This is a genomic window from Azospirillum sp. UENF 112521, assembly GCF_058780665.1.
Genome location: NZ_JBSNCI010000003.1, coordinates 815,392 through 829,529, shown reverse-complemented (window position 1 = coordinate 829,529; position 14,138 = coordinate 815,392). Strand labels below are relative to the sequence as shown.

The window sequence follows — 14,138 nt, the reverse complement described above, 5'->3', positions numbered from 1 at the left end:
AGCCGGAACGGCGGAAGTGGGAACGGAAAGGGCCTCAGCCCGGCGGCAGCAGGCGGCCGGGATTGAAGAGATTCTGCGGATCCAGCGCCTGCTTCACCGCGCGCATCAGCGCCAGTTCGGCGGCAGGCTTGTAGCGCGCCATCTCGCCCAGCTGGACGCGGCCGACGCCGTGCTCGGCGCTGAAGGTGCCGTTCAGCCGGGCGGCCTCGTCGTTCACCGCATGGCGGATGGCGGCGGCCAGAGCCTCGCGGTCGGCAACCGCGTTCCAGGCATCGAAGGTGAAGAAGGGGATGAAGTGGACGTTGCCGTCGCCGAGATGGGCGACGACGATCGACGGCAGGCCCGGCACCAGCGCCCGCACCGCGGCATTGGCGGCGTCGATGAAGGCGGGCACCGCCGACAGCGGCACTGCGCAGTCGGTGGTCAGGCCGACGCCGGCCTTCTTGTTGGCCTCCGACACGCTGTGGCGCACCTCCCACATGGCGTGGCGCTGGGCGTCGCTGGCGGCCAGAGCCGCGTCGGTCAGCAGCCCGTCGCCGAAGGCGTCCTCCAGGATCAGCTGAAGCTCCATGTCCAGCGCGTCGCCGTCGCTGTTGTCCGACAGCTCGATCAGCACATGCCAGTCGGCCGAAGTCTCAAGCGGGCTGCGGCGGCCCGGAACCTGCTCCACCACCAGATCGAGCTGGAGGCGGTTGATCATCTCGAAGGCCGACAGCCGGGCGCCGCAGCGCTGCTGCACGCGGGTCAGCAGGGTCAGCGCATCGGCGGGATCGGCCATGCCCACCCAGGCGACGGCATGGCGCGTCGGCAGCGGATGCAGCTTCAGCGTCGCCGCCGTGACGATGCCCAGCGTGCCTTCCGACCCGATGAACAGATGCTTCAGGTCGTAGCCGGTGTTGTTCTTGCGCAGGCCGTACAGGCCCGACCAGATCGTGCCGTCGGCCAGCACCACCTCCAGCCCCAGCACATTGTCGCGCGTGTTGCCGTAGCGCAGGACCGAAGTGCCGCCGGCGTTGGTCGCGATGGTCCCGCCGATCTGGCAGGAGCCCTCGGCGCCCAGGCTGACCGGATAGAGCCGGCCCGCCGCCGCCGCCGCTTCCTGCACGGTGGCGAGCACGCAGCCGGCCTCGACCTCCATGGTGCTGTTGACCGGGTCGATGCTGCGCACCGCGCGCATGCGCGCCAGATTGAGGATGACCGGGGCAGGGCCGCTTTCCCACGGGGTGGCGCCGCCGCACAGGCTGGTGTTGCCGCCCTGCGGCAGCAGCGGAATCCCGTGCCGCGCGCAGCAGCGCACCACCGCTGCGACCTGTTCGGCATTCGCCGGCCTGACGAGGCAGAGGGCCGGCCCACGGTAGCGCCCGCGCCAGTCTTCCGTCGCCGCGTCCAGGTCGGATTTGGATGTCAGAACGGCGTCGGCGCCGATGAGGCCCGACAGCTCAGCGATCACGTCCACACGCGATCTCCTTGATCTGCATAGTGTTTGCTTGTAATCGCTATTCGATTACAACAACTGGAATATGATAGCGCGTGATTGGTGAGCCAACAATCCACTTTTTGCATAGAGACCGAATTTTTGGATAGACGACGAAATTTCCGGGATGGAAGCGAATGCCGGTTCGGCCCTGGCATCACCGGACCGTCGTCCGTGCGGCGGCGCGCACACTCGACCTGCGGTGGCGACCCTGCCATTATCCTGTGATTGCGTGGTGCAACGGGGCGGTCCAGCCCCCAGGGCGAGAGTTGATGAGCCTTTCAAGCGATACAATGCCTGTCAGTCCGTCGACGGGGGCGAAGCCCGGCCGGAGCCGGTCGTCCACCCGCCGTTTCGTCGTCATCGACTGCGAGACCACCGGACTGTCGACGGCCGGCGGCGACCGCATGGTCAGCTTCGCCGCCATCGAACTGGCGGATGCGGTTCCGACCGGCCGCAGCCTCAGCCTCATCTTCAATCCGGGTCGCAAGTCGAACCCGCATGCGCTGAGGGTGCACGGGCTGCCGGACCATCTGCTTCGCCACCAGGATCCGTTCCACAGCGTCGCCCGGGACATTCTCGGCTTCCTGCAAGGCGCGGTCCTGGTCGGCCACAATGTCGGCTTCGACATCGAGTTCCTGCGGCATGAGTTCCGGCTCTGCGGCATTCCCTGGATGGCTGGACAATCGGTCTGCACCATGCAGCATGCCAGGGCGCAGGTGGCCGGGCGTGCATCGCTCGATGCGGTGGCGACGCTGTTCGGCATCGATGTCGGGATACGGGCGCGCTTCCACGGTGCCTTCGTCGATGCCGAGATCACCAGCCGTCTGTTCCAGAAGATGATCCTCGGCAGTGCGGAGATGCTGGCAGTTCCCCATCTGGCGCCGACCAACCAGATCGATCCGCCGCCGCTGGTCCGGCAGCCCGCGGTTCCCATCACCCATGGCATCGCCGGCTATGCCTTCGCGGTCACCGGCGACCTGACCGGCCTGTCGCGCGAGGGGGTGATGGCCCGCATCCAGGCACTGGGCGGACACTGGCATCACAGCGTCCGCAAGGACACCGACTATCTCGTCGTCGGCCATGCCCCTGGCGCCACCAAGCTCGACACCGCCGCCGCCCGGCGCGCCAAGTACGGCAAGCCCGACACCATCGACGAGGCGCAGTTCTTCGCCATGGTCGCGGCGTCCGGCGCAGCCAAGCGCGCCTGACGCCCGCCCGGCGTTTTTTCATCCCGTGCTTAGCGTCGGCCGGCGAAGGTGATAGGACTGGGTGCACCCCAGTGTTTCAACCGCCGGAGGAACGGCATGGAGCGGTGGCTGCGGTCCACCCGATCCATTTCCGAAACAATCGAGTACGCGCGCCGCAACCGGCCCTGTAGCGGTCGCATAGGCGGGGGATGGAACAGTGGAACAGGGTGGACCGCCCCCCGAAGTTGAGACGCTTGTTAAATTGTTGCGGATTGGTCAGGCCACCAGGGCCGGGCGGCCGCCCGGCCCTGGTGGCGGGAAATTTTCCTCGAACTCGACCGGTGGGCTGTAGGCAAGGGCCGAGTGAAGGCGCTGGCGATTGTACACCTCGTCGATGAAGCGGTCGATGCAGGCCCTTGCCTGGGCGATGTCGGCATAACTGCGGCCATCAACCTCTTCGGTCTTGAGTGTTTTCATGAAGCTCTCCGCCATGGCATTGTCGTAAGGGCAGCCGACCCGGCTCATGCTTGGCTGGACGCCATGAGCCTCCAGGCGCCCGATGTAGGCCCGGCACGCATACTGGACGCCTCGGTCGGAGTGGTGAACCATCGGTCCTGCTCCACGTACGGCCAAGGCACCGTCGAGCGCCTCCAGCGCCAGTTCCGCCCGCAGATGATCGCCCAGTGCCCAGCCGATCACCCGGCGCGACCAAGCGTCCAGCACCACCGCCAAGTAGGCGAACGCCCCGCCCAACCGGACATAGGTGATGTCAGCCACCCACAGTTGGTTCGGTCCGCTCAACGCCAGGCGGCGCGCCACATTGGGCCAGACCGGAAAGTCATGACGGCTGTCCGTCGTCGCCGGGACGAACGATGCCCGACGCAGACACAGCAGGTTGTCCTCCCGCATCAGCCGCAGCACCCGCTTGTGGTTCACCAGCCGCCCCTCCCGGCGCAACAGCGCCGTGATCCGCCGGTAACCGTAATGCCGGTGTACCAGGGCAAGGCGCTGGACGGCGTCGCGCAGGTCCGTCTCCTCAGCCGACGGCGCCCGCTCCTGCCAATGCCGGTAAAAACCGGCCCGGCTCACCCCCGCCAACCGGCACATCCGGTCCACCGAAACTCTGCCTTGCCGCTGCGTCATCGCCTGGATGGCGGCATAGACGCCGTCTCGCCAGCCGCGCTCTTCGGCCGGCGTGATGCCTCGATACGCTGCAAGGCTTCGCTGAAAAAATCCAAATCAAGCTGCTGGCGCGCAACCGTCCGCTCAAGCTCCGATACCCACGCACGCACATCAGGCGCAAGCTGATCCAATGCTGCCTCCGCAGGCGCGCTCGGCGCCGGGCCCGCTGAAGGGCCTCCCTCTGCAGATCGAGACCGCCGATAGCCGCGTCGGCGGCCAGGACGACGCTCCAATCCAGCCTCACCCGCACGACCAAAAGCATCGCGCCAGCGGTAAATCTGCGCACGGAATACGCCAGCCTCTCGCTCAAGATCCGTTATCCGCTCGCCAGCTTCAAGCCGTCGAACCAGCGAAACCTTGAACTCCAAACTTCGCTTCTCTCCCATCGGTCCTCTCCATCAGAGAACCGGAACACTTTAACACTGTCTCAGTTTCAGGGGGCACTCCAGGGCACTCCAAGGGCCGGAAAACCGTTCCATGGCGTTCCATCCGTTCCATCCCCCTCCCATGAGGCTGGCCGTGTCACGCCGCGCGGACCTCTCCGATGAAGGCCTGGATCCGCTCGCGCAGCCGTTCGGAATCGTGCGACAGGCTGTCGGCGGCGCCCAGCACCTCGGAGGCCGCCTGTCCGACCTGCCCGGCGGAGCTGCTGACCTCGGCGATGTTGCCGGTCACCAGCTGGGTTCCCTGGGCCGCCTGCTGAATGTTGCGACCGATTTCCTGGGTGGCGGCGGTCTGCTGCTCCACCGCCGCGGCGATGGCGCCGGCGATGGAATCGACGTCGTTGATGGTGCGGCCGATGGTCTGGATCGCCGTCACCGTGCCGTCCGTCACCGTCTGGATCTCGGCGATCTGGCTGCCGATCTCCTCGGTCGCCTGGGCGGTCTGGGTGGCGAGCGCCTTCACCTCCTGCGCCACGACGGCAAAGCCCTTGCCGGCCTCTCCCGCCCGCGCCGCCTCGATGGTGGCGTTCAGCGCCAGCAGGTTGGTCTGGCTGGCGATGTTCTGGATCAGGCTGACGACATCGCCGATCCGCTGGGCGGCCTCGACCAGCCGGCTGACCAGCGCGTTGGTCCGCTCGCCTTCCTGCACGGCGTTGCGGGCGATGGCGGCGGCGGCGTTGACCTGCCGGCCGATCTCGCCGATGGAGCTTCCCAGCTGTTCCGACGCCGCGGCCACGGTGGCGACGTTGGCGGAGGACTGCGCCGTGGTGGCGGCGACGGTCGCCGCCTGTTCCGTCGTCTGCGAGGCGATGGCGGTCATGGTCTCGGCATTGCCGCGCAGATGGCGGGCGGCCGTCGCCACCGCCTGCACCACGTCCTGCACATCGGCGTCGAAGCGGTCGGCCAGCGCCCGCATGCCGGCCTGCCGGTCGCGTTCCGCCTGCAGCTTCTGCGCCTCGCGCTCCTCCTGCAGGCTGCGCATGGCAAGGCCGTTGCTCTTGAACACCAGCAGCGCGCGGGCGAGCAGCCCGACCTCGTCCTTGCGGCCGGCGCCCTGGATGTCGACGGCGAGATTGCCGTCGGCGATGGCCGTCATGTCGGCGACCAGCCGGTGCAGCGGCCGGACGACGAAGACCACGATGATGGAGCCGAACAGGCCGAAGGCGACCAGCAGCCCGACGCCGGTGACACCGTACAGCCGGGTCATGACGCTGGAGGACAGCGCCAGCGCCCGGTCCTCGGCGCGCTTGGTCTCCTCCAGGCTGTGCTCCACCCGCTCCGACAGCGCCAGGTTCAGCTTCTGCCGGACCGGGCGGCCGACGTCGATCGACACGCGGATCGCGCTGTCGGTGTCATAGGCCCGCGCCAGCTCGACCGCCTTCTGCGACACCCGCTCATATTCGCCGACGATGGATTTGATCCCGGAGATCGCCTCGCGGTCGGCCGGGGCGTCATAGGCTGCGGCCAGCCGGTCGATGGCGGTCAGCGCCTTGCCGATGTTGTCCTTGTAGGCCGCGAAGGCGGCATCGATGCGCTCGCGCGTGCCGGCGACCAGCGCGTTGGATTCCGCGTCCATCGCATCGCCCATGGCCGATTGGATCGCCAGCGCCGCCGACAGCCGCCCGGCGACCACATCGGTCACCCGGCTGGTCGAGGCGGTCAGGTCGACCAGTGCCGATCTGGCGGTCCAGACCACGCTGCCCATGACGGCAAGCAGCAGGACCGCCGGGATGAGCAGCTTGTGAACCAGTTTCCGATCGGAAAACCAGGCGTGCAGGGCCATGGGATGTCTCTTTCCAAGGGCTATGGAGTGGATCGGGGGCGTTCTGCCCAAGGCAACCGGTGGCAACGGGAGCAGGAAGACCCCAGCCCTAATAATTGCTATGCGATTGCATTGACTGAAATATGATAGACAATAGTTTGTGTCTAAACAAACGGTTTTTCTTGCCAACCGTGTGCCGCAGACAGGACTGCTGCAATCAAAGCGGTAGTGATTTGTTAACCCAACCGGGAGGCGGCAGCGGCAGATTGCCGCGTGTCACTGGAAACAGTGTGGGCATCCGTTATGATCGCGCGGCCATATCCCTGCCCGACTCCTCGCTGAAGCCCAGAATGCCAACCGACACACCGCTGTCCGACGACGCAGCCCTCCCGCCCGCGGTCGTGGCGGAGGAGCCGGCGACCGCGCCGTCCGTGCTGATCGTCGACGATGAGGAAGGCATCCGCAATTTCCTGTCGCGCAGCCTGGAGCGGCGCGGCTGGCGCGTCACCACGACGGGCAGCGCCGAGGACGCGGCGCTTCATCTGGAGCGGCACTGTATCGACCTGATCATCCTCGACATCGCCCTGCCGGGGCAGTCGGGCCTTGACTGGCTGAAGGAATTGCAGGCGGCCGGTTTCGGCGGCGACGTGATCCTGATCACTGCCTTCGCCGACATCGACACCGCCATCGAGGCGCTGCGGGCCGGGGCGGCCGATCTGATCCTGAAGCCGTTCCGGGTCGAACAGATCGTCAGCGCCATCGCCCGCTGCATGGAGCGCACCCGGCTCCAGCGCGAGAACTTCGTCCTGCGGCGTCAACTGGCCAAGCGGCGCGGCACCACCGACGAGATTGTCGGCCGCTCGGCCCCCATCCTGCGCCTGCGGGCGCTCATCGAACGGGTGGCCCCTTCGCCGTCCACCGTGCTGATCGAAGGGGAGTCCGGCGTCGGCAAGGAGCTGGTGGCGCGTGCCCTGCACACCCGCTCGCACCGGGCAGAGCGGCCCTTCGTGGCGCTGAACTGCGCCGCCGTGTCGGCCGATCTGGTGGAGGCGGAGCTGTTCGGCCATCTGCGCGGCGCCTTCACCGGGGCCAAGGAGGCGCGCAAAGGGCTGTTCTACTACGCCCATGGCGGCACGCTGTTCCTGGACGAGATCGGGGAGCTGCCGCTGGCGCTGCAATCGAAGCTGCTGCGCGTACTGGAGGAGCGCCGCATCCGTCCGGTCGGCGGCGAACAGGAGCTTCCGGTGGATGTCCGCGTGGTGGCCGCGACCAACCGCGATCTGAAGGCGGAGGTTGCCGCTGGCCGGTTCCGGGCGGACCTGTTCTATCGGCTTGCCGTGATGACCCTGCGCGTCCCGCCGCTGCGGGAGCGCGGCGACGATGTGGTCGAGCTGGCGCGCCGCTTCATGGGGGTGCTGTCGCTGCGCCTGGGGGTTCCACCGCTGGACATCGACCCGCCGCTCGAAGCGGCGCTGATCGCGCATGGCTGGCCGGGCAATGTGCGAGAACTGCGCAACCTCATGGAACGCGCCCTGCTGTTCGGCGAGTTTCCGCTGGAAGACCTGGGACTGTCGGTCTGTGTCGCCCAGGAGGGGGCCGGCGCCGATGCGGCCGGCGGGCAGACGCTGGCCGAGGTCGAAAAGCGCCACATCCTCGCCGTGCTGGCCGATTGCGGCGGGAACCGGGCGCGCGCCGCCGCCCTGTTGGGGGTGTCGCGCAAGACGCTCGACCGGAAGTGGACCGAATGGGGCGTCTGAGCAGCCTGCGCGCCGCGCTGGACGAGCGTCTCACTCCCCTCACCGGATCGGTCCGCCACAAGCTGCTGGCGCTGGTCCTGGCGCCGCTGCTGCTGGGCATGCCGGCCCTGCTGCTGATCGTCTGGTACTGGGGCACCCAGGGCTACAACCAGCTGCTGATCAACAAGGTCAGCGCCGATCTCGGCACCGCCCGGCAGGTGTTCGACCGCATGCAGGGCACGGTCGGCGACGGGCTGGCGGCGCTCGCCGCCTCCCACCGCTTGGCGCTTGCGCTCGACGGTCAGGACGGCGGCAGGCTGGAGGCGCTGCTGGACGAGACCGCGCACCGGCAAGGGCTGGACTTCCTGCTGCTGCTCGATCCGCAGGGCCGGGTGCGGGCCGGCGCCGGCTCGGAAGGCGCCGACCGGGCCGGCTGGACCGTGGTGCGCTCGGCCTTGCGGGGCGACGGCACCCATGGGCTCGACGTGCTGGAGCCGGAGCATCTGGCCGCCATCGACCCGTCCCTGGCGGCCCGCACCCTCATTCCGCTGGTGCCCACCCGCAACGCCGCCTCGACCGCCCGCAGCGTGGAGGACCGTGCGCTGACCATCCACGCCGCCGTGCCGATTTTCGGGCTCGACGGCGGGCTGCTCGGCGTGCTGGAGGGCGGCATGCTGCTCAACGGCAGCCAAGCCATCGTCGACCGCATCAACACCGTCGTCTATCAGGAGGCGTCGCTGCCGCTGGGCAGCCAGGGCACCGCCACCCTGTTCCTCGACGACACCCGCATCGCCACCAATGTACGCCTGTTCGAGGGGGAGCGTGCGCTCGGCACGCGGGCGTCGGCGGCGGTCTACCGCCGGGTGATGGGCGAGGGCAGGGTGTGGCTGGGCTCCGCCTTCGTGGTCGACGACACCTATGTCTCAGGCTACGAGCCGCTGCTCGACACCGGGGGTCGGCGCATCGGCATGCTTTATGTCGGCTTCCTGGAAGCGCCGTTGCAGGACGCGCTGTACCGTGCCATGACCGGGCTGGTGCTGGCGTTCCTGGCGGTTTCCGCGCTCGGAACCCTGGCCGACCTGCGCTTTGCCCAGGCGATTTTCCGGCCGCTCGAACGGATGAACCGGGTCATCGCCACCATCGAGGCAGGCGACGAGACGGCGCGCGCCGGGCCGAACCGCAGCCGGGACGAACTCGGGCGGCTGTCGCGGGCCTTCGACCAGCTTCTGGACTCGCTGGCGGCCCGCCGGCTGGAGTTGCAGCGGTCAGCCGAAGATCTCGACCGCAAGGTCGCCGAGCGCACTGCCGAGCTGGAAAGCGCCAATGCCACGCTCCGGCAGGCCAGCCGCCAGCTGGTGCTGAGCGAGAAGCTGGCCGCCATCGGCCAGTTGACCGCCGGGGTCGCCCACGAGATCAACAACCCCGTCGCAGTGATCCAGGGCAACCTCGACCTGCTGGGCGAGGTGCTGGGCGATGCCGCCGCACCGGTGAAGGACGAGATCCGCCTGATCGACGAGCAGACCAGGCGCATCCAGACCATCATCGCCAAGCTGCTCCAGTTCGCCCGGCCGGGCGACTATGCCGGACAGGCGGAACCGGTCGACGTCAATGCGGTGGTCCTCGACTGCCTGCTGCTGACCCGCCACACCATGGGGCGCCGCCGCATCGCGGTGGAAACCAGCCTGACGGCGACGGTCCCGGTCGAGATCAGCCGGGGCGAGTTGCAGCAGGTGCTGGTCAACCTGATGGTCAACGCCGTCCAGGCGATGCCGGACGGCGGCACGCTGACCATCGAGACCGCCGACACGCGTTTCCCGGAGGAGGGCGAAGCGGGCGTCGTCCTGTCGGTCCATGACACCGGGCACGGCATCGCGCCCGACTGCCTCGGGCGCGTCTTCGATCCCTTCTTCACCACAAAGAAGTCCGAGGGGACGGGACTGGGCCTGTCGATCAGCTTCGCCATCGTCCAGCGCCAGGGCGGCCACATCGCCGTGGAAAGCCAGCCCGGCCTCCGCACCACCTTCACCGTGGCCCTGCGCCGGAAGGCCCGCTTCCCCGGCCGGCCCGGCGAACCGGCATCCCCATCGGTCCTGTTCGGCGACGAGTGAACCGGTCGCTCATTCCCCCTGGGCAAGGAAGGGGTTGCCGCCGATCCGCTGGAATCCCTCGTCGCCGACCAGGATGTCGAGGGCGAAGGAGGCGAGGTCGTCCGCCACCGGGTCGAGGCCGGGTGCCTTCTCCATCAGGAACAGCTTCAGATAGCCGTTGCAGGACTCGCAGGTTTCGGCCCGCGCCGGATCGTTGGACCCGCTGCCGGACTCCTCCCCCGCCTCGATGAGCCGCAGGTCGATCCGGTTGCCTTCGCCGCAGGCGACGCAGGCGCTGCGGACATGGTGCCATGCCGTATGGCAGAGGCCGCAATGGAGATAGCGCAGCCCGCCGATCTCGCTCCCGGTGTGGATCACGCCGGCAACCGGTGCGCTTCCGCAAACCGGGCAATGGCCGGCCACCGCCGAGGCGGAGATCGCATTGGCCTCCAATCCGCCGGCGTGGCGGGTCCAGGCGACCTGAAGGGCGGCGACGATGAAGGGTGCGCCGCCGATGTCCTCCCGGTTCGCCCCGCCGGTCAGCAGCCGCGCGGCCGAGGCGTTCAACGCCTCCCCGTCGCCCCACGGCAGATCCTCCAGCGCGTTCTCCGCCGTCGCCGGAAGCGTGCCGCGCAGCAGGCTGCGCAGCTGTTCGAGGTCGGGAAGCCATCCTGTCTCCGGCGAGGCCGCGCTTGGGATCACGGCCAGCTCATGCTGGGCGTCGCTCAACTGCGCCATGAAGGCCAGCCAGGAGGACAGACGGTGACCGGGGGCGAGGCTGCGAAGACGCCCGGCCCGGCGTTGAAACAGTAGGGCGGCATTCGGCAGGCGCACGGGGGACGGCGACCGGCCGGGCTCCAGTCCGGCGGCGGCCATGGCTTCGGCCATCGCTCCGCTGACGGGAGTGGATCCTTCGGTAGCAGCGGCGTGGCGGTGCTGGGACATGGGGGGCCGTTTCTCAAAAGGTTGCGCCTGCCGTCCGCTGCAATTTCCGTACAAGTCGGTTGAGCCGCCTTTCCACAACGGAAAGCACCAATCGGCCCACCTCTTATGTGGACATTCTGTCCCTCCGATCCGGACAGAATGTCCATAAACCTGCTGAAGCCATGACGGAAAACCACAGGGATTGAGGGCTTTTCCGGACTGGCACGGAACCTGCCTTGGGCGCGCCCAGAACAGCGCCAATCCGGGAGGAACCATGCAGCTCAGTCGTCGGCAATTCATGAAGGGAACGGCGGGGGGAATTGCGGCCTCCAGCGTGGCCGCGCTGGGGTTCCTGCCGTCCACCGCGCTGGCCGAGGTGCGGCAGTTCAAGCTGACCCGCGCCAAGGAGATCCGCAACACCTGTCCCTACTGTTCGGTCGGCTGCGGCCTGCTGATGTACAGCCTGGGTGACGGCGCCAAGAACGCGAAGGCGGAGATCGTCCATATCGAGGGCGATCCCGACCATCCGGTCAGCCGCGGCTCGCTCTGTCCGAAGGGCGCCGGCCTGCTGGACTTCATCCACAGCCCGAACCGCCTCAAATACCCGGAGGTGCGCGAGGCCGGCAGCAGCGAGTGGAAGCGCATCTCCTGGCATGAGGCGATCGGGCGCATCGCCCGCCACATGAAAGACGACCGCGACGCCAACATCGTCGTCAGGAACGACCATGGCGTGACAGTGAACCGCTGGGTGTCGACGGCGATGCTCACGGCCTCAGCCTCGTCGAACGAGACCGGCATCCTGACGCAGAAGTTCATGCGCTCGCTCGGCATCGTTGGCACCGACGCGCAGGCCCGCGTCTGCCATGGCCCGACCGTGTCGGCACTGGCCTCCACCTTCGGGCGCGGGGCGATGACCAACACCTGGGTCGACATCTCCAACGCCGACTTCATCCTGGTGATGGGCGGCAACCCGGCCGAGGCGCACCCCGTCGGCTTCAAATGGGCCATCGAGGCGAAGAAGAGGGGCGCCCGGATCGTCGTGGTCGATCCGCGCTTCAACCGCTCCGCCGCCGTGGCCGACGAGTATGTCCCGATCCGCGCTGGCTCCGACATCGTGTTCCTGGGCGGCGTCATCAACTGGCTGATCGCCAACGACAAAATCCAGTGGGAATACGTGAAGGCGTTCACCAACGCCTCCTACATCGTCGACGAGGGCTTCGGCTTCGAGGACGGCCTGTTCTCCGGCTTCGATCCGGCCAAGGGCCAGTACGACCGCAAGAGCTGGAACTACGAGTTCGACGAGGCGGGCAACGCCCGCACCGACCCGACGCTCCAGCATCCGCGCTGCGTGTGGAACCTGATGAAGGCCCATTACGCGCGCTACACGCCCGAGGTCGTAGCCGACTTGACCGGCAGCCCGAAGGACGGCTTCCTGACGGTCTGCCGCTATCTGGGCGAAACCTCGGCGCGGAACAAGGTCGGCACGATCCTCTATGCGCTCGGCTGGACCCAGCACACGGTCGGCGCCCAGAACATCCGCACCATGGCGATGATCCAGCTGCTGCTGGGCAACATCGGCATGCCCGGCGGCGGCGTGAACGCGCTGCGCGGCCACTCCAACATCCAGGGCCTGTCCGACCTCGGCCTGCTGTCCACCAGCCTGCCCGGTTATCTGACGCTGCCGAACGAGAAGGCACACCCGACGCTCGCCGACTACCTCGCCAGGACGACGCCCAAGGCGCAGCAGCCCGGCCAGCTCAATTTCTGGAGCAACACGCCGAAATTCTTCGTCAGCCTGATGAAATGGTTCTGGGGCGACAACGCCACCCGGGACAATGACTGGGGCTACGACTGGATCCCCAAGTGGGACAAGATGTACGACGTGCTGCAGGTCATGGACCTGATGCACAACGGCAAGGTCAACGGGCTGATCGTCCAGGGCTTCAACCCGCTAACCTCCTTCCCCGACGCGCGCAAGACCGCCGCCTGCTTCTCGAAGCTGAAATACATGGTGGTGATAGACCCGATCGCCACGGAGACGGCGTCCTTCTGGCGCAATCACGGCGAGATCAACGACGTCGACACCGCGGCCATCAAGACCGAGGTGTTCCGCCTGCCGTCGACCTGCTTCGCCGAGGAGGACGGCGCCATCGTCAATTCGGCGCGCTGGCTGCAATGGCACTACAAGGGCGCCAACCCGCCGGGCGAGGCCAAGACCGACCAGGAGATCATCGCCGAACTGTTCGTCGCGCTGCGCGACCTCTACCGCCGGGATGGCGGCAAGGCGCCGGAACCGATCCTCAATCTCTCCTGGCCCTACCGGAACCCGCTGGAACCGACGCCGGAGGAGTTGGCAAAGGAACTGAACGGCCGGGCGCTGGCCGACATCCCCGACCCGAAGGATCCGACGAAGGTCCTGGCCCGCAAGGGCGAGCAACTTCCAGGCTTCGCGCTTATGCAGGATGACGGCTCGACGATGTCGGCCTGCTGGATCTTCGCCGGCTGCTGGACCCAGGCGGGCAACCAGATGGCGCGGCGCGACAACTCCGATTCCGGTCTCGGCAACACGCCGGGCTGGGCATGGGCTTGGCCGGCCAACCGCCGCATCATCTACAACCGCGCCTCCTGCGACCCGTCGGGCAAGCCCTGGGACCCGAAGCGCACGCTGATCGCCTGGACCGGCGAGCGCTGGGCTGGTGCCGACGTGCCGGACTTCAAGATCGACGCGGCACCCTCCAGCGGCATGAACCCCTTCATCATGAATCCGGAGGGCGTCGGCCGCCTGTTCGCCACCGACAAGCTGGTGGACGGCCCGTTCCCCGAGCATTACGAGCCGATGGAAAGCCCGCTCGGCACCAACCCGCTCCATCCGAAGGTGGTCACCAGCCCGGCGGTGCGCATCTTCCCCGCCGACAAGGCGCGGCTCGGCACCCATGACCAGTTCCCCTATGTCGGCACCACCTACCGCCTGACCGAGCATTTCCAGTTCTGGACCAAGAGCGTGGCGCTGAACGCCATCGCCCAGCCCGAACAGTTCGTCGAGATCGGCGAGACGCTGGCCGCCGAGAAGGGCATCCGCACCGGCGACACCGTGAAGGTCAGCTCCCGGCGCGGCTTCATCAAGGCGAAGGCGGTGGTGACCAAGCGCGTCAAGGCGCTGACGGTCAGCGGCAAGACGATCCATCAGGTCGGCATCCCGCTGCACTGGGGATGGGAGACGGTGGCGCGCAAGGGCTACCTGTCCAACACCCTGCCGCCTGCCGTCGGCGACTGCAACACCCAGACGCCGGAATACAAGGCGTTCCTCGTGAACGTCGAGAAGATCGTGGGAGCGTAACGC

9 protein-coding genes are annotated in these 14,138 nt (G+C 67.8%); 4 read left to right on the top strand and 5 right to left on the bottom strand.

The window, feature by feature from the left end:
* Positions 1-34 precede the first annotated feature (34 nt).
* The gene (locus ACWPN8_RS19470) at positions 35-1,456 is read right to left on the bottom strand and encodes an FAD-binding oxidoreductase (protein ID WP_492241920.1); all 1,422 of its coding nucleotides are present in this window, start codon (positions 1,454-1,456) and stop codon (positions 35-37) included.
* A 311-nt stretch (positions 1,457-1,767) separates the two neighbouring features.
* Between ACWPN8_RS19470 and ACWPN8_RS19465 the strand changes: the two genes are divergently transcribed.
* Positions 1,768-2,685 (top strand): exonuclease domain-containing protein, encoded by a 918-nt coding sequence (locus ACWPN8_RS19465; protein ID WP_492241919.1) that lies wholly within the window; start codon positions 1,768-1,770, stop codon positions 2,683-2,685.
* Positions 2,686-2,940: 255 nt separating this feature from the next.
* Here the strand turns inward: ACWPN8_RS19465 and ACWPN8_RS19460 are convergent, their stop codons facing one another.
* The 3 genes from ACWPN8_RS19460 to ACWPN8_RS19450 all read right to left on the bottom strand — a co-directional run bounded on the left by ACWPN8_RS19460 (position 2,941) and on the right by ACWPN8_RS19450 (position 6,072).
* The gene (locus ACWPN8_RS19460; protein ID WP_174475372.1) at positions 2,941-3,807 is read right to left on the bottom strand and encodes an IS3 family transposase; all 867 of its coding nucleotides are present in this window, start codon (positions 3,805-3,807) and stop codon (positions 2,941-2,943) included.
* The gene (locus tag ACWPN8_RS19455; protein WP_174475373.1) at positions 3,804-4,232 is read right to left on the bottom strand and encodes a helix-turn-helix domain-containing protein; all 429 of its coding nucleotides are present in this window, start codon (positions 4,230-4,232) and stop codon (positions 3,804-3,806) included. The genes ACWPN8_RS19460 and ACWPN8_RS19455 overlap by 4 nt, the downstream gene beginning before the upstream one ends.
* Before the next feature lie 136 nt (positions 4,233-4,368).
* Positions 4,369-6,072: a methyl-accepting chemotaxis protein gene (locus ACWPN8_RS19450; RefSeq protein ID WP_492241918.1), complete on the bottom strand. Its 1,704-nt coding sequence runs from the start codon at positions 6,070-6,072 to the stop codon at positions 4,369-4,371.
* Between the two features lie 329 nt (positions 6,073-6,401).
* Between ACWPN8_RS19450 and ACWPN8_RS19445 the strand changes: the two genes are divergently transcribed.
* Positions 6,402-7,808 (top strand): sigma-54-dependent transcriptional regulator, encoded by a 1,407-nt coding sequence (locus tag ACWPN8_RS19445; protein WP_492241917.1) that lies wholly within the window; start codon positions 6,402-6,404, stop codon positions 7,806-7,808.
* A complete protein-coding gene (locus ACWPN8_RS19440; protein WP_492241916.1) occupies positions 7,796-9,895 on the top strand; it encodes a cache domain-containing protein in 2,100 nt (699 codons plus the stop codon). The genes ACWPN8_RS19445 and ACWPN8_RS19440 overlap by 13 nt, the downstream gene beginning before the upstream one ends.
* A gap of 9 nt (positions 9,896-9,904) precedes the next feature.
* Here ACWPN8_RS19440 and ACWPN8_RS19435 read toward each other — a convergent pair whose 3' ends face one another.
* Positions 9,905-10,819 (bottom strand): formate dehydrogenase accessory protein FdhE, encoded by a 915-nt coding sequence (locus ACWPN8_RS19435; RefSeq protein ID WP_492241915.1) that lies wholly within the window; start codon positions 10,817-10,819, stop codon positions 9,905-9,907.
* Positions 10,820-11,072: 253 nt separating this feature from the next.
* Here ACWPN8_RS19435 and fdnG point away from each other — a divergent pair, with 253 nt between their 5' ends.
* A complete protein-coding gene (fdnG, locus tag ACWPN8_RS19430; protein ID WP_492241914.1) occupies positions 11,073-14,135 on the top strand; it encodes a formate dehydrogenase-N subunit alpha in 3,063 nt (1,020 codons plus the stop codon).
* Positions 14,136-14,138: the final 3 nt, after the last annotated feature.

Excerpts from the sequence above, each read along its gene's own strand:
- ACWPN8_RS19455 (WP_174475373.1), bottom strand. The coding sequence starts at position 4,232 with ATGGGAGAGAAGCGAAGTTTGGAGTTCAAGGTTTCGCTGGTTCGACGG.
- ACWPN8_RS19435 (WP_492241915.1), bottom strand. The coding sequence starts at position 10,819 with ATGTCCCAGCACCGCCACGCCGCTGCTACCGAAGGATCCACTCCCGTC.
- fdnG (WP_492241914.1), top strand. The coding sequence starts at position 11,073 with ATGCAGCTCAGTCGTCGGCAATTCATGAAGGGAACGGCGGGGGGAATT.
- ACWPN8_RS19440 (WP_492241916.1), top strand. The coding sequence starts at position 7,796 with ATGGGGCGTCTGAGCAGCCTGCGCGCCGCGCTGGACGAGCGTCTCACT.
- ACWPN8_RS19445 (WP_492241917.1), top strand. The coding sequence starts at position 6,402 with ATGCCAACCGACACACCGCTGTCCGACGACGCAGCCCTCCCGCCCGCG.
- ACWPN8_RS19460 (WP_174475372.1), bottom strand. The coding sequence starts at position 3,807 with ATGACGCAGCGGCAAGGCAGAGTTTCGGTGGACCGGATGTGCCGGTTG.
- ACWPN8_RS19465 (WP_492241919.1), top strand. The coding sequence starts at position 1,768 with ATGCCTGTCAGTCCGTCGACGGGGGCGAAGCCCGGCCGGAGCCGGTCG.
- ACWPN8_RS19450 (WP_492241918.1), bottom strand. The coding sequence starts at position 6,072 with ATGGCCCTGCACGCCTGGTTTTCCGATCGGAAACTGGTTCACAAGCTG.